General features: G+C 34.3%; 10 protein-coding genes. 2 read left to right on the plus strand and 8 right to left on the minus strand.

What is annotated here, in order from left to right; translation table 11 throughout:
* Positions 1–6: 6 nt before the first annotated feature.
* The gene (lysA, locus tag R3L15_RS02640; protein ID WP_338733058.1) at positions 7–1,212 is read right to left on the minus strand and encodes a diaminopimelate decarboxylase; all 1,206 of its coding nucleotides are present in this window, start codon (positions 1,210–1,212) and stop codon (positions 7–9) included.
* A gap of 205 nt (positions 1,213–1,417) precedes the next feature.
* Here lysA and sucC point away from each other — a divergent pair, with 205 nt between their 5' ends.
* The gene (gene sucC / locus R3L15_RS02645) at positions 1,418–2,611 is read left to right on the plus strand and encodes an ADP-forming succinate--CoA ligase subunit beta (RefSeq protein WP_338733059.1); all 1,194 of its coding nucleotides are present in this window, start codon (positions 1,418–1,420) and stop codon (positions 2,609–2,611) included.
* Positions 2,612–2,650: 39 nt separating this feature from the next.
* Here the strand turns inward: sucC and R3L15_RS02650 are convergent, their stop codons facing one another.
* Entirely contained in the window at positions 2,651–2,914 is a 264-nt protein-coding gene (locus R3L15_RS02650) for a DUF1456 family protein (protein WP_338733060.1), read from the minus strand.
* 235 nt (positions 2,915–3,149) lie between these two features.
* Here R3L15_RS02650 and R3L15_RS02655 point away from each other — a divergent pair, with 235 nt between their 5' ends.
* Complete coding sequence (locus R3L15_RS02655; protein ID WP_338733061.1) at positions 3,150–3,551, plus strand: TerB family tellurite resistance protein; 402 nt, start codon at positions 3,150–3,152, stop codon at positions 3,549–3,551.
* Here R3L15_RS02655 and uvrB read toward each other — a convergent pair.
* From uvrB to R3L15_RS02685, 6 genes are all read right to left on the minus strand, one after another.
* Positions 3,548–5,551 (minus strand): excinuclease ABC subunit UvrB, encoded by a 2,004-nt coding sequence (uvrB, locus tag R3L15_RS02660; RefSeq protein ID WP_338733062.1) that lies wholly within the window; start codon positions 5,549–5,551, stop codon positions 3,548–3,550. The genes R3L15_RS02655 and uvrB overlap by 4 nt on opposite strands.
* A 46-nt stretch (positions 5,552–5,597) precedes the next feature.
* On the minus strand, positions 5,598–8,720 hold the full coding sequence (locus R3L15_RS02665; RefSeq protein ID WP_338733063.1) for a T9SS type B sorting domain-containing protein: 3,123 nt from the start codon (positions 8,718–8,720) through the stop codon (positions 5,598–5,600).
* Between the two features lie 61 nt (positions 8,721–8,781).
* Entirely contained in the window at positions 8,782–11,109 is a 2,328-nt protein-coding gene (locus R3L15_RS02670) for a choice-of-anchor L domain-containing protein (protein WP_338733065.1), read from the minus strand.
* 63 nt (positions 11,110–11,172) lie between these two features.
* Positions 11,173–16,023: a choice-of-anchor L domain-containing protein gene (locus R3L15_RS02675; RefSeq protein ID WP_338733067.1), complete on the minus strand. Its 4,851-nt coding sequence runs from the start codon at positions 16,021–16,023 to the stop codon at positions 11,173–11,175.
* 91 nt (positions 16,024–16,114) lie between these two features.
* Positions 16,115–17,905 (minus strand): gliding motility-associated C-terminal domain-containing protein, encoded by a 1,791-nt coding sequence (locus tag R3L15_RS02680; protein WP_338733068.1) that lies wholly within the window; start codon positions 17,903–17,905, stop codon positions 16,115–16,117.
* An 84-nt stretch (positions 17,906–17,989) separates the two neighbouring features.
* A complete protein-coding gene (locus tag R3L15_RS02685) occupies positions 17,990–20,440 on the minus strand; it encodes a T9SS type B sorting domain-containing protein (RefSeq protein WP_338733069.1) in 2,451 nt (816 codons plus the stop codon).
* Between the last annotated feature and the right edge of the window lie 9 nt (positions 20,441–20,449).

The following is a 20,449-nucleotide window of genomic DNA, read 5'->3' on the forward strand; positions in this document are numbered from 1 at the left end:
TACAGCTTAAAATTCCAATTCAATTTGATTTTTTATTAAATCCTCCATCGTTTCTCGTTTTCTAATTAATTTAGCTTCACTGTTATGCCATAATACTTCGGCAGGACGATATCGTGAATTGTAGTTTGATGTCATGGAGTAGCAATAAGCACCCGCATTTTTAAACGCTAAAACATCATCTTCAGAAATTTCATTTATACGCCTATTATTGGCGAATGTATCGGTTTCGCAAATATAACCTACAACCGAATAGAAACGCTCGCGCCCTTTTGGGTTTGATATATTTATAATCTCGTGTTGTGCGCCATATAGCATAGGTCTAATAAGATGATTAAAACCTGAATCAATTTGTGCAAAAACTGTTGAGGTAGTTTGTTTGACAACATTTACCTTGGTTAAAAAATATCCCGCTTCACTGACTAAAAACTTACCGGGCTCAAAAGCGAGAGTAAGCTCTTTACCATACTCTTTACAAAACTGATTAAAGCGTTTCGTAAGTTTTTTACCAAATTCTTCAATATTAGTTTCTATGTCGCCTTCTTTGTAAGGTACTTTAAAACCAGAACCAAAATCCAAAAACTCTAAATCATTAAAATGCTTAGCGGTATCAAATAAAATTTCACTAGCGTAAAGAAAGACGTCAATATCTAAAATATCACTTCCCGTGTGCATATGAATACCGTTAATAGTCATTTGTGTGTTTTCTACAATACGAAGAATGTGCGGAATTTGATGAATAGAAATACCAAATTTACTATCAATATGCCCAACCGATATATTGGTGTTTCCTCCAGCCATAACATGCGGGTTTATACGAATACAAACCGGAATGTTAGGGTATTTTGTGCCAAATTGTTCTAGAATAGATAAGTTATCAATATTAATTTGTACACCTAATTTAGCCGCTGTTTCTATTTCTTCTAAAGAAACGCCATTAGGGGTATAGATGATGTTTTCGGGTAAAACACCAGCCATTAATCCTAACTTTACTTCTTGAATAGATACCGTATCTAATCCAGATCCAAGTCCTTTTAAAAGCTTTAAAACAGAAATGTTAGACAATGCCTTAACTGCATAATTAATTCTTAAATTCTTTACCTTACTAAAAGCTTGAGTTAGCCTATTAAATTGCGATATGATTTTTTCGGAATCATAAACATAGACAGGGCTTCCAAATTCTTGAGCTATATGCAGTAGTTGTTTTTCTAACATGGTTTTTAAGCAATTTTCGCCAAAGGTATTTTATTACTTGTAATTAGAAATTAATTCATAAAAATATCACACAATTTAAACATGTTGTTAATTATTTAACACTCAAGAAAGAATCTATTCTAGAAGAAGGGTTTTCGTAATTAAAATATTAGGGTAAGTTATTGCGATTAATTACATTTGTGGCTCTTAAACTTTATAGCGAATTATGAATTTACACGAATATCAAGGAAAAGAATTATTAAGCAGTTTTGGTGTACGAATCCAACGCGGATTAGTCGCTCAAAATGCAGAGGAAGCAGTTGCAAATGCTAAACAGCTAACCGAAGAAACAGGAACAGGTTGGCACGTTATAAAAGCCCAAGTTCATGCTGGTGGGCGAGGTAAAGGTGGCGGTGTTAAACTGGCTAAAAACCTAGACGAAGTTAAAGATATAGCAGGTCAAATTATAGGCATGGATTTAGTAACGCCTCAAACTTCTGCCGAAGGTAAACGTGTACACCAAGTATTAGTCGCAGAAGATGTATATTATCCAGGTGACTCTGAGCCAAGCGAGTTTTACATGTCGGTGCTTTTAAACAGAAGCAATGGTCGTAACATGATTATGTATTCTACCGAAGGTGGAATGGATATAGAAGAAGTTGCTGAGAAAACACCACATTTAATCTTTACAGAAGAAATAGATCCTGCTACAGGAATTTTACCATTTCAAGCACGTCGTGTAGCCTTTAACTTAGGGTTAAGCGGTATGGCGTTTAAAGAAATGACAAAATTTGTAACGGCTCTATATACAGCTTACGATAAATCTGACGCCTCGTTATTTGAAATTAACCCAGTGTTAAAAACTAGCGATGATAAAATTATGGCTGTAGATGCTAAAGTAACGTTAGATGACAATGCTTTATACAGACATAAAGATTTAGCCGAATTACGTGATTTACGAGAGGAAAGCCCAATAGAAGTAGAAGCAGGAGAATTAGGCCTAAACTATGTAGACCTTGATGGAAATGTAGGTTGTATGGTTAACGGAGCAGGTTTAGCTATGGCAACTATGGACTTAATTAAGCAAGCAGGTGGTGAGCCAGCAAACTTCTTAGATGTAGGTGGAACAGCAGATGCTGCTCGTGTTGAGGCTGCTTTTAGAATTATTTTAAAAGACCCTAATGTAAAAGCTATCTTAATTAACATATTTGGTGGTATTGTACGTTGCGATCGTGTAGCGCAAGGTGTTGTAGATGCTTATAAAAATATGGGAGACGCTATTCAAGTACCAATTATTGTACGTTTACAAGGTACCAATGCAGACATTGCTAAAGAATTAATCGATAATTCTGGATTAGATGTACTAAGTGCTACCGAGTTTCAAGAAGCTGCCGATAAAGTACAACAAGTACTATCTTAAAAAGATATTCCAATCTTATATATAAAGAAAGAGCAACAGTTATTTGTTGCTCTTTTTTTGTGGTATTGTTTTCTGTTTTTTATCAGGTTTTGGGCCTCGTAAATGAATAACTAAACCATTTAAGAAATTCCTTAAAATCTGATCGCCGCATTCCTTGTATTTAGGATGTGTTTCTTTTCTAAAAAAAGCACCTAATTCGCTTTTTGATATTCTGAAATCTACCAATTCTAAAATTTTTACTATCTCGTCATCGCGAAGTTGAAGTGCTACGCGTAACTTTTTAAATATATCGTTGTTTGTCATAATTGTTTAGCAAGATAGTAAATACATTCTTATTTAGATTTTTTCTGTTTATAGAAAAACACTATTTTTTCGTTAAAACACTGTAAATAAGTTAGTTGAGTCGTTTGTTTTGCTGTATCGTAAAAAAATAACGATGAATGACCATGCTTTTTTCGATAAGTTGCAGATAATGAATGATTAAGAAAGTATAAATCTGCTTAATTTTATAAATCAATTAATTAATCCCTTCTTTTCTATGATAAATCGAGTTGAAAAGCTAAGCCTCCTATCCGAAATGATTTCTTTTGCTAAGAGTGAAAACATTCTTAAACCATTAGAACACAGTTTTTTATTGGCTATAGCTAAACAATTAGGGATTTCAAGAGAAGATTTTGATTACTTAATAAATAACCCGATTAATTATATTCATTTAGAGTCTCATAGCGAGCGCATTGTACAGTTTCATCGTCTTGTGTTATTAATGGATAGTGATGATGAAAATACATCTAAAGAAATTACCAAACTTCATAATTTTGGATTGCGTATGGGGTTAAGCCATGAGTCTATTAATAAAGTGCTATATCTTATGGAGAGTTTTCCTAATAAAATTATTCCACCAGATGTTTTAATAGATATTTTTAAAGTTCATTACAATTAAGCTTTTAGCTTTTCTAACTTTTCTTGATAAGTTTTTATTTGATCTCTAAATTTTGCAGCTTCCATAAAATCTAAGTTTTTAGCTGCATTTTCCATGTGTTTTCTACTGTCTCTAATTTTCTTTTCTAATTCAGGTTTAGATAAGTATTCACTTTCTGGTTCGGCAGCTTTTGCTGCTTCCATTTCATAATGATAGGTGCTTACCGAGTTTTTAGCTAATGCGCTATCTAAGCTTTTATTTAAGGCTTTTGGCGTAATGTTATTCGTTGTGTTATAAGCAATTTGTTTTTCACGCCTGTAATTTGTCTCATCAATGGTTTTTTGCATGCTTTTGGTAATTTTATCGGCATACATAATAGCTTTCCCGTTAAGATTTCTTGCAGCACGACCTACCGTTTGTGTAAGCGAACGAGCCGAACGTAAAAACCCTTCTTTATCAGCATCTAATATAGCTACTAACGAGACTTCGGGTAAATCTAAGCCTTCACGAAGAAGGTTTACACCAACTAAAACATCAAATAGCCCTTTGCGTAAATCTTGCATAATTTCTACGCGTTCTAACGTATCCACATCACTATGAATGTAGCGTACTCTAATTTGAATTCTGGCTAAGTATTTAGTAAGTTCTTCTGCCATACGTTTGGTAAGTGTGGTTACCAAAGTACGTTCGTCTTTTTCTACACGTTGTTGTATTTCTTCAATTAAATCATCAATTTGATTTAAACTTGGGCGCACTTCAATTACAGGATCAAGTAAACCAGTAGGCCTAATGACTTGCTCCACATAAATACCATCGGTTTTTTCGAGTTCGTAATCGGCTGGTGTTGCCGAGACATAAATTACTTGATTTTGTAAAGCTTCGAACTCTTCAAATTTTAATGGGCGGTTATCCATAGCTGCAGGTAATCTAAACCCATATTCTACCAAGTTTTCTTTTCTGCTACGGTCGCCACCATACATGGCGTGTACCTGAGAAATAGTCACGTGACTTTCGTCAACCACCATTAAATAATCGTCTGGAAAATAATCTAATAAGCAGAAAGGTCTAGAGCCTGGTTGTCTGCCATCCAAATAACGTGAGTAGTTTTCAATACCCGAGCAATAGCCTAATTCGCGAATCATTTCTAAATCAAATTCGGTGCGTTCTTTTAAACGTTTGGCTTCAAGATGCTTTCCTATGTCTTTAAAATAGTCGTATTGTTTTACTAAGTCGTCCTGAATATCTTTAATAGCATTTTGAAGAACTTCTGGCGAAGTCACAAACATATTGGCAGGATAAATGTTTAATCTGTCGTAATGTTCAATAACCTCGTTGGTTTGAATATCGAATGCTTCAATATCTTCAATCTCATCTCCAAAAAAATGAACTCTAAAGGCATTATCGGCATAACTTGGAAAAATATCTACGGTATCGCCTTTAATCCTGAAATTCCCATGATTAAATTCGGCTTCGGTACGCGAGTACAAACTTTGTACTAGCTTATGGAGTAATTTTGTGCGTGAAATAACCTGATCACGTTCTATAGAAATGACATTTTTTTGAAACTCAACAGGATTTCCTATACCGTATAAACACGATACTGAAGCGACGACTAAAACATCGCGTCTTCCAGATAATAAAGAAGATGTAGCGCTCAACCTTAGCTTTTCAATTTCGTCATTTATCGAGAGGTCTTTTTCTATGTAGGTTCCAGAAACAGGAATGTAAGCTTCTGGTTGGTAATAGTCGTAATACGATACAAAATATTCGACGGCATTATCGGGGAAAAACTGTTTAAATTCAGAGTATAATTGTGCTGCTAACGTTTTATTATGCGCTAAAACTAAAGTGGGACGTTGTATTTGCTCGATAACATTGGCAACCGTAAATGTTTTTCCAGAACCAGTAACACCAAGTAATGTTTGGTATTTATCGTTATTAAAAATACCGTTAGCAAGCTGCTTAATGGCTTGTGGCTGGTCGCCAGTAGGTTTAAACTCTGATTTTACCTTGAATTTCATACCCTCAAAATTACATAAAATTAACTTGAGGATATGATGTTTTAGATTATCTTTTTAATGTGAAATGACCTTTGATTTGGATTCCGGATTTTAAATTAATTAAATACCAATAATCGTTAGTTTCTAAGATATTACCATTATATGTGCCGTCCCAACTTAAATGAGATGTGGAAACCTGTTTTAATAACTTGCCAAACCTATTAAAAATATAAACCTCTTTAATGGTGTTATTAGGATCAGAAATTTGCCAAACATCATTATAGCTATCTCCATTAGGTGTAAAGAATGGAGGAATATCTAGGGTTTCGATACGTGATGTTTCAATATCAAAATTTATAGACTTTATAATACAACCATAACTGTCTTGGACGTATAGTGTATGAAAACCTTCGGATAGATTGGTGAAGTTATTATTGCTTTGAAAACTATTGTTGTCTATAGCGAATTCATAAGTTATAGAGGTGTTTGTCATTACAACAGTTAAAGCGTTTTCATTTATTATTAAGTTGTTTTCAGTTAATTGAAAATCAATACTTGGTAATATAGTTACCTCAAAACTAGATTCATTACTACACGTATTTGGAGGCGTTCCAATTTGGTTAAAAATATAAATAGTTTGTGATGTAGAAATCACATCGCCAGCATTAAGTTGCGTTCCTGTACCATTAGTTCCTGTAAAATAGTTTCCATCGGTTAAAGCTGGTAGTGTATAATTTTGACAAACAGTTTGGTTAGGCAAGGTATCGACATTAGGCGTTCCAGAAACAATAACCTCAAAACTAGATTCATTACTACACGTATTTGGAGGCGTTCCAATTTGGTTAAAAATGTAAATGGTCTGTGATGTAGAAATCACATCACCAGCATTAAGTTGCATTCCTGTTCCGTTTGTTCCTGTAAAATAGTCACCATCGGTTAAAGCTGGTAGTGTATAATTTTGACAAACGGTTTGGTTAGGCAAGGTATCGACATTAGGCGTTCCAGAAACGATAACCTCAAAACTAGATTCATTACTACAGGTATTTGGAGGCGTTCCAATTTGGTTAAAAATATAAATAGTTTGTGATGTAGAAATCACATCGCCAGCATTAAGTTGTGTGCCTGTACCATTAGTTCCTGTAAAATAGTTTCCATCGGTTAAAGCTGGTAGTGTATAATTTTGACAAACAGTTTGGTTAGGCAAGGTATCGACATTAGGTGTTCCAGAAACAATAACCTCAAAACTAGATTCATTACTACAGGTATTTGGAGGCGTTCCAATTTGGTTAAAAATGTAAATGGTCTGTGATGTAGAAATCACATCACCAGCATTAAGTTGCATTCCTGTTCCGTTTGTTCCTGTAAAATAGTTTCCATCGGTTAAAGCTGGTAGTGTATAATTTTGACAAACAGTTTGGTTAGGCAAGGTATCGACATTAGGTGTTCCAGAAACAATAACCTCAAAACTAGATTCATTACTACAGGTATTTGGAGGCGTTCCAATTTGGTTAAAAATGTAAATGGTCTGTGATGTAGAAATCACATCACCAGCATTAAGTTGCATTCCTGTTCCGTTTGTTCCTGTAAAATAGTCACCATCGGTTAAAGCTGGTAATGTGTAATTTTGACAAACGGTTTGGTCAGGCAAGGTATCGACATTAGGCGTTCCAGAAACGATAACCTCAAAACTAGATTCATTACTACACGTATTTGGAGGTGTTCCAATTTGGTTAAAAATGTAAATGGTCTGTGATGTAGAAATCACATCACCAGCATTAAGTTGCATTCCTGTTCCGTTTGTTCCTGTAAAATAGTCACCATCGGTTAAAGCTGGTAATGTGTAATTTTGACAAACGGTTTGGTCAGGCAAGGTATCGACATTAGGCGTTCCAGAAACGATAACCTCAAAACTAGATTCATTACTACACGTATTTGGAGGTGTTCCAATTTGGTTGTAAATATAAACAGTTTGTGAAGTAGAAATTACATCTCCGGCATTAAGTTGTGTGCCTGTACCATTAGTTCCTGTAAAATAGTCACCATCGGTTAAAGCTGGTAATGTGTAATTTTGACAAACGGTTTGGTTAGAAAGGGTGTCAACTTCAGGAGTATCAATATGTAACTGAGCGACACTGGTAACCAAAATACATGACGCCGAAGTAACTTCACAATAGTATTGGTTGCCGTCAAAACTTAAAGGTACATTTGTTATATCTAGCCATGCTTCATTAGGATTAGAGTAGTTCGCATTATTTGGAACATCAATCCAGTTTCCTGAGGCGTCGAGAACTTTCCATTGGTATTGAAAAATACTGTTGTTTATTGACGTGGAGAATGTTAAAGAACCATTTTCACAAACGGTTTGGGAAACTGGGTTTGCAATTGCTGGAGTGTTATCAGTTATAGGATCTGCAGTATGAAATCCTACATTTGAACAAGATTCGTTTAAGTTTATTGTAAAGTTACTGCTATTAAATGTGACTTGTGGTTCGTTAGCATTAGCGTTTCTTATAATGCTGTAACCTCTCTCGTTAGGAGCTTCAACAACATCAATAACAGTACCGTTTTTTAGTAGTTTAAACTCATCGTTATCGTTAAAACCAGTACTTACACTTGTATCAGGAGTAATCGCGCATGCGTTTCCGCTTGTTCCCATTTGTATAATATACGTCTGTTGAGGCGCAACAGAGTTAACTAAAGGAACTGTTATGGAAGGTGTTGGGTTTCCAATGTCTCCATAGCGTTCAATATCATATACGCCATCTAAACTTATAGATGTGTTTGTAGGATTGTAAAGTTCTATAATACCATAACTTCCTGGCTCCGAATCATAAATTTCAGAGATATATAAATCACCAAGATTGCATTCAGAAGTTATGACGTCAAAATCGGTAGTTGAGTTCCCTACACATCCTCCATTACTAGTTATGGAGATGGTAGACAAGCCATTGGCACCATTAGGAATAAAGGCTATAATAGTAGTATCGTCAATAATCGTGTAACTTGTACTTATACCACCAATAGTAACATTTGCTGTAGCGTTAAAATTGTTTCCCGAAATTGTTATACTAGTGTTTTCAGGTCCTGATGTTGGACTAAAACTAGTAATTATTGGATCTGGACAATTTGATGCTTGGTTAGGACTAGACCATAATCCTAAAAAAATAAAAAGTAATATAAAATGTCTCATAGTAAAAATTGGACGGCAAATAAAGTAATAAAAGTGAAAATATGTGTTAAGCAAAGGTTATTTAGCGTTTTAATGTGAAATGGCCAGTGTATGTTTTACCATTGGATAATTCAGTTTTAAACCAGTAATCATCGCTAGGTAAAAGCTTTCCTTTAAAAGTACCATCCCAACCATATTCATAGTTGTCTAAAATTTTCAGAAGCTTTCCATAACGGTTATAAATGCTAATTTTTAGATTAGGGTTTTGTTGATTAATACCTTTTGGAATCCAGGTATCGTTAACACTATCGCCATTAGGTGTAAAGAATTTTGGAAATCCTAAAATAGCAACATCAACGCTAATATAGCCGCAATTATTGGTGTCATTTATAGTAACTGTATAAAAACCGGGAGCTAGGTTTGCAAAGGTGTTTGATGTTTGAAAAACACCATTGTTTAAGGCATATTCATAAGTACCATCACCGCTGACTAGAATGGTTATGGAATTGTTATTGCTAGCTTCTACAACAATGATATCTTCTATTATTGCGGGGTTGGAAGGCAATACTTCAATATGTCTTATTGAGGAGCAATTATTGCTATTTGTAACGGTAACAGTATAAGTTCCTGTCTCGTTAATTTGAATATCTTGTGTGGTAACACCTAAATCATTACCATTAAACTCCCATTGATAATTAAATACGCCTGCTTGGTTAACCAAACCAGCATTTAATGTAATTTGTTGTGGGTATGAATTTGTACAATAAAAAGTTTCTTCATTAGGAAGTAGGTAGGGGTTTTCTAAAACATCTAAACGAATTGTTGTCACTGCATAACAAGATTGATTGTTGGTTATTTTAACAACAATATTTTCAGAGTAGGGGATGGTGTTTATGTAAGCGTTATTTATAGGGTTATTATTTAAAAAGGCATCTTCTTCTGATGTGTAAAAGTGTATTTGAGAATTTGCAGGAACACTTTGTGCTACATGAGCTTCTACTAGGTTGAGGTCAAATTCGGTATAACCATCATTGTTATTATCGTCGCATGTTTGGTATGGTTGTAGCGATAGCGGGTTGTAAGTTGTATTAAGTGTTACTTCGGCTACATTATAACATCCAAATTGATTTTCTACGCGCGCAAAAACAATTTCGTTTGGTATGGTATTATTGTACGCTGTTGGCGTATTTATCTCATTAATTTCATTATTAGCATCGTTTAATGAGTTATAAAAATTTGTAATATCTGTGCCATTTTCTGCTAGAACATCATTTTCGGCATCAAAAAGATTAAACACCGAAAGACCGTCTTGATTTGTATCGCATTGGGTAAGTGTCGTGTTGTTTACTTGTGGCGTTGGGGTGTATTCAATTACGACGTCTCCGTATAAAATACATCCGTTTATGTTAACTTCTACTTGATAGGTTCCTTCAGAATCTACATCAAGTGTTGTTCCTGTTTCATTTGTAAGTTCTACACCGTCTTTAAACCAACGATAAGTGTTTGTGTTGCCAGGCTCTTGAGCTATTAATTGGTGAGTTTCTCCTTCGCATAAAGCAGTACCATTGGCTATTAACCGGTCTGGACCTAAATCGGTGGCTAATTGAAAGCTTCCAGCTTCTAAAAACACTGCCGAATCATAACGGTAATTTTGTTCATCGGCTATAACTAATTTTACATGATACGTTTCATTTCTTTCAACGTTAGCCGTGGCAGTTAAAATGGCTGTTTGTCCATTAAAATTTATAGGTGCATTGCTGTTATTCCAACTGCCAAAATAAGCCTCGTTTATAGGGGCGCAAGCACCAGGAATACCAGAATGTACTGTGGTTACTTTAACTGGAGTTTGTGTGTTTGGTACAACAGCAATGTTCGTGTATTGTTGCTCGTTTTCTGGACGAATTAAAAATCCAAATAAATCGGAATACTGACATGTATTGGCATTGTTTTCTTGATATTCTTCGGAAGCAAAAATATAACGAAACGTGATTTGTTCTGCGATAGATTGAAAGTCGAACTCTATAATAGTAGCGTTAAGTGTATTGTGCTCGTTTAATACATTTTCTAGGTCTTGGTCGCCACCCCAATTATTAGCATTGTCATCACTTAAAGAGGTATTTGGACCTTCAACATTTGATAGCCTTCCTGTGCTTAACACCAAACCTTCGGAAAATGGAAAACTAGAGTTGTTGCCATTAAAGTAGCCATAACTTTGTTCTGTACCACCAAAGTTACCGCCAACAACATTGGTAACATTAATGTTACTAATACAATTACTTCCTATAAGAATATCTTCAATGAGTTCTTGTGCCGTATAGGATTGCGCATCGACTTGAACATTTTGCCCAAAACTAAAGTATACTGTAATGAGAGAAAAAAGTAAGCTTCCCCAGTGTTTCATTATTGTCATGATTTCGACTTGCAAAGATAGGGAATAAAAAAAGGTTTTATTTTTTTAAAATGTTAAGACTTGTTATCGTTTTAAGGTAAAATGTCTTTTTACTTCAAAAGCGATATCTCCTTTTTTTACCTCGGCTAAAAACCAATAGTCGTTTGTTGGCATATTTTCGCCTCTATAAGTACCATCCCAACCTTGAGAGCTATGACTTAGTGTTTTTAGTAGTTTACCAAATCTATCAAAAATGTAAATAACAGTACCTTCTAATTGTTCAACACCAGCAATGTGCCAATAATCGTTGTAGCCATCGTTATTTGGTGTGAAGAATAATGGAGCATCGATTACGACAATTTCTTTTGTTGCCGAAGCGCAGCCGTTTAAATCTTTAACTTCTATAATGTGTGGTCCCCAAGTTACATTATAAAATACGTTGGAGTCTTGCGGTGGGCCATTATCGATGCTATATTGATAATTTCCAATACCGCTAACGGTTACGGTGATGTTGTTTGGATCTGAAAAGTCTATGGTTTCCGTAAACTCTATTGTGGCTTGTTCAGATTCTATAACTGAAAATGTTGAGGTGGTTTCGCAACCGTTTTCTGTAGTTACTGTTACTGAATAGCTGCCAATTTGCGTGATTTCAATTTCTGATACCGTTTCATTGGTAGACCACGAATAGGTGTCTGTATTAAAACCGGTTTCTGCAGAGACAATTAACGGTAAATTGTCTAAACAAATGGTTTGGTTACCAATATTAATTTCGGGTTTTCTGTACACAATGGTGTTAAATGATGTTGTAGAAAAACAATTGGTGTAAATATTTTCTACTCTTACATAAATAGTTTGCCCGTTAGAAGCACTGTAATTTAAGGTGGTTATTGGGTTGGTGTTTTCTAGGGCATCATTTTCAGTTTCAAAATATAATACATTAAAATCGTTCGCATTTTGATTTCCTAGAATGGTACTCGTTTGTTGTGAAAAATCGAAGGTGTACATGCCATCAAAATTATCATCGCAAGATGTTAGGTTTTGCGGTTGATTGGCAATAGGTGTTGGGTTTATCGTTAAATTGAACGATTGTATAGCACGACAACCTGTACTACTATTTGTGGCAGCTATATATAAAGTTGTGTTGTTGCTTGTGTATGTGTAATCTGGGCTTATAGCATTGGTGTTGTTTTGGGCGTCTTGTTGGGAGGCGTAAAAGCTAACATCAATATTTTCTTGGGTATCTAATAGTTGCGATAGTGTGTTGTTAAGGTTGTAGCTGTTAGTATCATTATTACAAATTTCAAAATTACCAGTATTTATCGTAGGTGGTAAATTAACATTTAGCACTAATGGGACATAAACATAGCAGTTAGAAATCGTGTTGGTAGCTTTAATATATACTGTTTGTGGACTCTCAGTATTATTGTAAGATGCTGGGGTTGAAATTTGGATGTTATTTTCTACATCTGTAATGGATTCATGAAAAGTAAGTTCGACATTATCTTGTCTTATCCCTAAAACTTCGGTTTCTGCTATGGTTAGATCAAATGTTGCTGTACCATCATAATTAGTATCGCAAACGGTCATTTCGGATGGCGAATTAACTATAGGAACTTGAATAACGTTTAAGCCAAATTCTGCAATGCCATGACAGTAAGTTCCGTTTTCAACACGAGCAAAAATTTGCTGTGGGTTTTCAGTATTAGTATAATTTAAGTCAATAGCGTTTGAGCCATTATCAGCGTCATCGTAAGATGTGTGAAATGTAATGCTTAGGTTTTCGGGGCTGTTTTCTGACATGGTGCTTATAACCTCTGCTAGATTAAATTCCTCTTGACCATTGTTTGTAATGTCATCGCAAAGTGATAAATCTGTTGGGGCGTTGTAGATAGGAATGGAACCAACTTCTATAATAAAAGAAGATACGCCGTAACAGTCTTGATCGGTTAGGTTTTCTACTCTTACGTGAATAGTTTGCGGACTAGAAATGTTTTGGTAAGGTTGGGTTTTATCTATAATGTTTTGTCTGTTGTTGGCGTCATTTTCGTTTAAAAAGTATAAGACTTGCTTACCTGTTTGTCCATTAAGTATCTCTGTGTCTTTTTCAATAAAAAGAAATTCGGCCGTTTGGTTACCATCTGTTTCACAATTTGTGAAATCGGTTATGTCTGTAAAAACAGGTTGGGTGTTTATATATACCATAAAAGTAGATATGGCAAAACATCCCGTGGTATTGTTGGTTACTCGCGTAAAAATTTGTGTTGTACTTGTTGAGAAATTATCAGGCGTGTTAATAACGTTAATGTTATTATTGGCATTATCTTCCGTAGTGAAAAAGTCAATGCTTACGCCATTGGTGTTGGTTATAATTTCGGGTATTTTATTTTCTAAATTTACAGTAGAAACGCCATCCTGATCGTTATCACATATTAAAATATCTTGTGCTTGAGAAACTGTTGGTGCTAGTAAAACATTAATTTCTAAAGGAGCTATATCATAACAACCTGTTGTGGCATCGGTGACACGAACGTAAAATGTTTGTGGATTACTTGTATTTGTGTAAAATGGCGGTAAGAAGTTTATATTATTTTCGGCATCTGTTTGATTAAGAAAATAAGTAACACTTGGGTTAGGTATGCCAGTAGATACATAGTTGTTGAATGCATTTAAATCGATAGATGTAAACCCATTATCATCTGTGTCGCAGTAATCTTGAGGTTCCAAAGATTGTATAAAGACAGCAGGATTAACAATTAAGTTTATGCTGGTGTTATAATCGCAATCGGTATTGCTAATAGTTACAAAAAGTTGTGCCGAATTAGAAACCTGATAAGGAATGGTTTGGTCTATTGGGTTTGTGCCATTTTCTTGATCAGATTCGGTTTCATAAAACGTAATTGTAGCGTTTTCTAAATTGTTTAAAATAGAGTTTCCTATATTTTCTAGATTAAAATTGGCTATACCATCATTAGAACTATCGTCACATATTTGAAAATCTCTTATATTACTTTCTTGCTCTAAAATATTAGTGTAAATGGTGAAACTAGCAATTGAAACACAGCCTGTAGTATCATCGACTACTCTTACATATAAAATTTGTTGGTCTGGTGTTGTATTTTGAAAGTTTTCTATATCTTGAATAGGATTGTTTCCAGTACTAGCATCATCAAAACTAGTGTGTAATGTTGTTGTTACACTAGTTAATCCTTGTAAAACATCATCTATTACTGTAGATAGGTCGAAAACCTCAAAGCCATCTTCATCTTGTTCGCAAACATTAATATTTTCTGGGTTTACATTAATATTTGGTGTTTCTAGTACTGTAATGTCTAGTATTGTGGTTGTGGCACAGCCTGTATTTTCATTTATGACTCTTACAAAAACCTCTTCTTGAGGGTTTGCATTAACATAAGGCATTGGTATAGGGTTATTTCCTGTATTAGCATCAGATTGTGTGTAATGGTATGTGACAACTAATTCTGGATTATTATTTGTTACGTTGTTATCGTATTGTGTTAAATCTATTTGAGTTACTCCATCTGAAACGTTATCATCACAAATTTCTATTGGGGTTGGAGTTGTAATAGTAGGAAGTTCGTTAACCACAAGACTAAAGTTAGTAAAAGCTAAACAACCAGTATCTACATCTATAATTCTTACATAAATAATTTGTGGGTTTGCTAAATTTTGAATAGGGTTAACAATTGGGTTTTCGTTATTTTGAGCATTATCTAGAGAATAATGATATGTTATATTATAGTTGGCATTTGGTACTGTAGATAATACTTCGTTGTCTTTAGTGTTTAAGTCAAATGTTTCACTATTATCACCATTAGTGTCGCATATTTCATAATCTGTTATAGGGCCAGCAGTTTGTTCTGTTCCTAAGGTAACGTCAATACTATCTTCAATTTCGCAAGTTGTGTTATTTATAGGGATAGATATTTGTACAGTGTAATTTCCAGATGTTGCTGTAGTAAGTTGTGGAGCGTTTTCGTTAGCAATGGGTTGTTCATTTAAAAGCCAAGTATAGCTTGCTAAAGGGTTTTCAATGTCGGCATTTAAGGTTACTTGGTTGGCGCAAGTGTTAATGTCTGGGCCAAGATCGACAGTTGAGTTAAAGCTGTTTCCTTCAATAAATACGGCAGAGTCGTAGTTTTCGTCATTTTGGTCTGCAATCACCAATTTTATATGATATTGAACATTAGGTTGAATACTAGCTGAAGCTGTTAAAACAGTTGTTCTGCCATTAAAATTAGTGTCGCCAACATTATATCCTTCAAAATATTCTTCATTTTCTGCTGGGCACAAGCCTACAATTTCTTCGTGGATTGTGCTTGTGTTAACAGGTGTATTTGTGCCTGGAATAACAGCAATGTTAGTGTACGGATTGTTTGTTCCAGCTTCTCTAATTAAAAAGGCAAATCCATCTGAATACTCACAAGGATAATCGGCAAAATATTCTTCTGATGCTAATATATAATTAAACTGAATTTGATTGGTTACCGAAATAAAATCAAACTCGATAGATGTAGCATTTAATGTGTTTGAAATGCCTAAAGCGGTTTCTAAATCGTTGTCGGTACCCCAATTTGCTTCACCTTCATTAAGCACATTAGCATTGGTAGTATTTCCTGCAGAAAAGGCAGAGCCTGTAGATAATAAAATACCATTTTCGAAAGGAAAATTAGAGCTTGATTGCTCAAAATATCCATAACTAGATATTTGATTAACCTGGCCATTAATTGTAGATTGAATGTTTAATACTTCTACGCAGCCTAGAATTAAGTTATTTTCTATAAGCTGTTGTGGTGTATAGGTGTCATCAACAGAAATTTGTTGCGCATGTCCTAAGACTTGAAAAAGTAACAAAGCTATAACCGATAACTTGTAAACTTTTTTTAAATGGCGTTTATTTTTCTTGTTAGACTTCAATTTTTTCTTTTTTAGGGCTAATGCGCACGAAATGTAGTTAAATAACAGATGAAACGCAAAAAATACCGGTTAAATGCGTTTTTAGTTTTTGTTATCTGTTTAAATAAACCCAACCAACAATGTTGTCAAAGTTTCTATCGTTCAAATAAAGGACATAAAAATAGGTGCCAGTTGGTAAGAGTTTTCCTCTATTATTTATGCCTTTGTTGGCTTTTCCATCCCATTTAATATCATTGTTTCCTTCAAAAATTAATGTACCGTAACGGTTATAGATTAGAAGTTTGTGGTTTTCAAAAATATTATATAATCCCTGTATATTAAACCAATCGTTATAACCATCGTTGTTGGGAGTAAATATTTCTGGTATGGTAGGAGGGCAGTTTTTTATATTTAGACTAAAGTTAAATATTTTATAGCAATTTTCTGTATTAACTTTTAAATAAATGGTTTGTGGCGATGTGGTATTTTGAAAGTTTGACGGATTGATAATTTCTAAGGTGTCATTTTGTAAATCTTCCAGGGTTGTATAAAAACTATAATCTAAGCCATTTGTTTCTACAAGGGATAGTTGTGATGTTAAATCGAAAAAGGCCTGGTTAAAACCTTCGTCGCAAGCCTCCAGATTGTCGATAGGTGTATTAGTAATTGTAAGTAATTCTAAATTAATTTCGTAAGAGTTGTTTGCTTCATTAAGTTCTGTAATTATGCCAGTGCCATTTCCTATATCATCGACAACAATTTGGATATTAATAGAGTCACTTAATTCTTCTGGTACATTAAAGTTTATGGTTTGTGTTTCAGATTCACCAATGTCAATAACAGTGTTAGTTTGTGTAGCATGTATAAATGTATTATTGGCATAGACTGCAATAGGGGTGTTTTCAGGTAGAATATCGGTACTATTGTTATTAAAAACTGTAAAATCTACAGAGATATTTCTATTGCCGCATTCTAATTCATAATTATTTATGTTTACTGTAGCATCTGGAAGTTGACTATTTAATACGGTAATTATGTTGTTAATTATGATTAAATCGGCAGAAAATGTACCAAACTCATTAATAGCACCAGTGGTTAATTTTATATCAACTGTTTCGTCTCCAATAGCTATATAATTTTGTATGTTATAATAATCTATATCGCAGTTGTATAGCTCATTGGAATTTGTGAAAGAGTTTGTGCCGTTAAAGGCATTGTCGGCTGGATTAAGAGGCGGATTGGATAATAAATTGTTATTAATAAAAAGAGATTCACCGTAGTTTAGGTTGGCATCGCCTTCCCATGTTAAAAAACCTATTTTAGCCCCTTCATTGTCTAGTACATTAATATTCTCTAGTGTAATCGTTTTTTCTTGTTGATTTCTATTAATGATTTCTAACCCTTGAAATAAATTAATTTGATTTAAGGGTAAAGCTGCATCTTCATATATAACATAAATACACCAACCAGAAAAATTAGTGCTATTATTACAATATCCAGGATTTTGGGTGATTGTTTGTGTAATATCTAGGTTTGATAATTCGTATGTGATTTCGCCATTATTAATTATAAAATCGGTGATTTCTTTATAGCATGAAAAATAAGTAAGCGTACCATAATTTTGGTCAAAATAATCAACTGTATAAGTATTGTCGGCAATAAAATCTGTATTATTTAAAGTGATTTCAGTATCTCCGTTTCCTGAACCTGCCCAATATAGATAAGCAGAAATAATGGTTGCGTTTTCAGGTAAGTTTAATTCTGCAGATGATGCAGAAAGGGTTTCGCAATAGCCAGACACCAAATTGTTTTCTACTTCATTTAAAGTATTGCCTATGGCTAAGTAATCGTATTGTCCATTAAATTGGTTAAATAATGTTATATCTTGCCCCAAAATAGGCATGCAAAAAAGTAAGCATACTAAAACAAAGGACGTCTTTATACAATGCATAATTAACACGTTACTGTGTTAAAAATACTAAATCCTTTATCGTTTAAGTGTAAAATGGCCTCTAAATGTTCTTCCGTCTTGTAATTCTACCAAAAACCAATAATCATCAGTAGGCATAATCTCGCCATTAAAGAATCCGTTCCAACCTTCTCCAAGCGGGTTTATTTGTTTAAGTAGTTTTCCGTAACGATCAAAAATTTTAATTTTTGTATTAGGTTGAAAGATGTTAGAGATGCCTTTAATATTCCATTTATCGTTATAGCCATCGCCATTTGGGGTGAAAAATTTAGGATATCCAATAACAGCGACATTTTCAGAAACGATGCCACAATCGTTTTTAGTATCTCTAATACTTACAGTATAAATACCAGCTTCAATATTAATAAATGTGTTACTGGTTTGATAGTTGGCATATACAGTACCGTCTTCGTTTAGTAAGGCATATTCATATATACCTTCGCCAGAAGTAATAACAGTAATAGAGTTGTTTTCCGAAATATCTACCACATTAATATTATCGATTGTGGCAATATTAGAAGCTTCAACGGTAATTGTTCTTGTTTTTGAGCATTGCATGCTATTAATTACTGTTACCGTGTAAGTTCCAGGCTCATTCACTTGAATACTTTCGGATTGTTCGCCATTAGACCAAGAATATGTATAGGTGTTACTATTTCCAATAACGCCGGAGTTTAATGTTATGGTTTGTGGGTAAGTGTTTAGACAATATAAAACGGTTTCATCATTTTCCAAGTTTGGTAAAGGCTCAATGTTAAGTTGTACTTCACTTATACCATAACAAGCATTGTTGTTTTCTGCTCTAGCAAAAATAGTTTGCGAATATGGTATTGTATTATTGAAAATAGAAGGTAAAGGATTCTGTTCAAGAAGGGCATCTTCATAAGTTTCATAGTAAATGATAGGGAAGTTGATACCATTAATGTCTTGAATGTCTTGTGTGTAATTTGAAAGGTCGAAAGTGTTTAAACCGTCTTCCGAGTTTAATTCATCACAAACTAAAGGTGCTGTATAGTCTTGAATTTGTGTTGTGCTAACTTCTAAAATAACTTCTGAAATACTATAGCATAGAGAGTTGTTATCTTTTACTTGAGCAAATATGGTTTGAGCGCTAGAGGAATAGTTTTCGGGAGATGTGATAGCATTTATGTCGTTTTCGGCATCAGAAAAGGTTTCAAAAAATGTGGTAGAGACATTGTTGTTACCATTGGAGATATCATTAACAGCTTGTAATAGGTTAAAAGTTGTTATTCCATCGGAAACACCATCTTCATCGCACTGGAATAAGGAAAAATTATTTGATAAAGGGACTTCTAATACTCTTAAAGTTAATGGCGATGTGCTAAAACAAACTTGATTTGCAGCATCCTCAATTCTTACAAAAATAGTTTGCTCGTTAGGTGTTGTATTGTAGAATTGATTGTTTAGTGCATTTGTGTTGTTTTCTGCTTGAGTTAGGGTTTCATGATAAGAAATGTTAATACTCGAGGCGTCTTGCCCTTCTAAAATTTCTTCATTTTTATCGGTTAAGTTAAAGGTTGTTTGTCCATTAAAAGCATTGCCATCAGTATAGTTGTCGCAAACTTCAAAATCTGATGGTGTTACAAAATTGGGACCGCTATTTACTGTTAAATTAAATGGAATAATTTCAAAACAACCAGTAACAGTATTAGTTAATCTAGCATAAATTTCTTGTAGGGTTGAAATGTTATTGTAAGGTGACGTTATAGCATTTATTGCTATATTGGCATCACTTTCGGTTTCATGATAGGTTACTTGTACATTTGTTTGAGTACCAATTATATTATTGGTGTTTGCTTCAATATCAAATGTAGTAATGCCATCATTATAGGGGGCTACCGTATCGCATTTTTCTAAATTAAGAGCTTGTGGATTTCCTAATTCATTATTTGGAGGGCTAGAAAATTCTGCTGTTCCTGTCCACTCTAAAGAAAACGGACTATTACCTACGGGTCTATCTATTACTATAAAATATGTCTCCCCTGCTAGAGCATTAATGGCACTAACAAAACTATTCCCGTCTGGCCCAGGACCTTCGGATGACTCTGTTTCATTAGTGCTAAGCCCCGTAAGGTTATTACCTTGTCCTGCAGCTTGTGGATTTGTAGTTGAACACCTTATGGCAAAACCTAAATTGCTACAATCCTGTGTTGGTCCAAAAATAAAGAAATCATAATCTTCTGTTATAGCTGTGCTCTGCGGTGTTAATGTAAAAGCTAAAGTACCATCGGTTACAACAGTTACTTTTAACCATAGGCTGTTGTTTTCGCCACTAGAGCAGCTGTTTAAGCCGCTAACTTCTTGGGTTCCTATCCCGTTAACATTGAGGTTGACTTCAGAATTACCACAAACAACTACAGCGTCGACACAGTCTGTTGGTTGTTGGGATTGAACAGTGAAGGTGACAAAGAATATGACAAATATTCCTTTTCTTAAATGTTTAAACATGTTAAAAGA

Origin of the sequence: Mangrovimonas cancribranchiae, assembly GCF_037126245.1 — a bacterium.
In the GTDB taxonomy this organism is placed as follows: domain Bacteria; phylum Bacteroidota; class Bacteroidia; order Flavobacteriales; family Flavobacteriaceae; genus Mangrovimonas; species Mangrovimonas cancribranchiae.

Excerpts from the sequence above, each read along its gene's own strand:
- R3L15_RS02665 (WP_338733063.1), bottom strand. The coding sequence starts at position 8,720 with ATGAGACATTTTATATTACTTTTTATTTTTTTAGGATTATGGTCTAGT.
- R3L15_RS02680 (WP_338733068.1), bottom strand. The coding sequence starts at position 17,905 with ATGCCTATTTTGGGGCAAGATATAACATTATTTAACCAATTTAATGGA.
- uvrB (WP_338733062.1), bottom strand. The coding sequence starts at position 5,551 with ATGAAATTCAAGGTAAAATCAGAGTTTAAACCTACTGGCGACCAGCCA.
- R3L15_RS02650 (WP_338733060.1), bottom strand. The coding sequence starts at position 2,914 with ATGACAAACAACGATATATTTAAAAAGTTACGCGTAGCACTTCAACTT.
- R3L15_RS02670 (WP_338733065.1), bottom strand. The coding sequence starts at position 11,109 with ATGACAATAATGAAACACTGGGGAAGCTTACTTTTTTCTCTCATTACA.
- lysA (WP_338733058.1), bottom strand. The coding sequence starts at position 1,212 with ATGTTAGAAAAACAACTACTGCATATAGCTCAAGAATTTGGAAGCCCT.
- R3L15_RS02685 (WP_338733069.1), bottom strand. The coding sequence starts at position 20,440 with ATGTTTAAACATTTAAGAAAAGGAATATTTGTCATATTCTTTGTCACC.
- R3L15_RS02655 (WP_338733061.1), top strand. The coding sequence starts at position 3,150 with ATGATAAATCGAGTTGAAAAGCTAAGCCTCCTATCCGAAATGATTTCT.
- sucC (WP_338733059.1), top strand. The coding sequence starts at position 1,418 with ATGAATTTACACGAATATCAAGGAAAAGAATTATTAAGCAGTTTTGGT.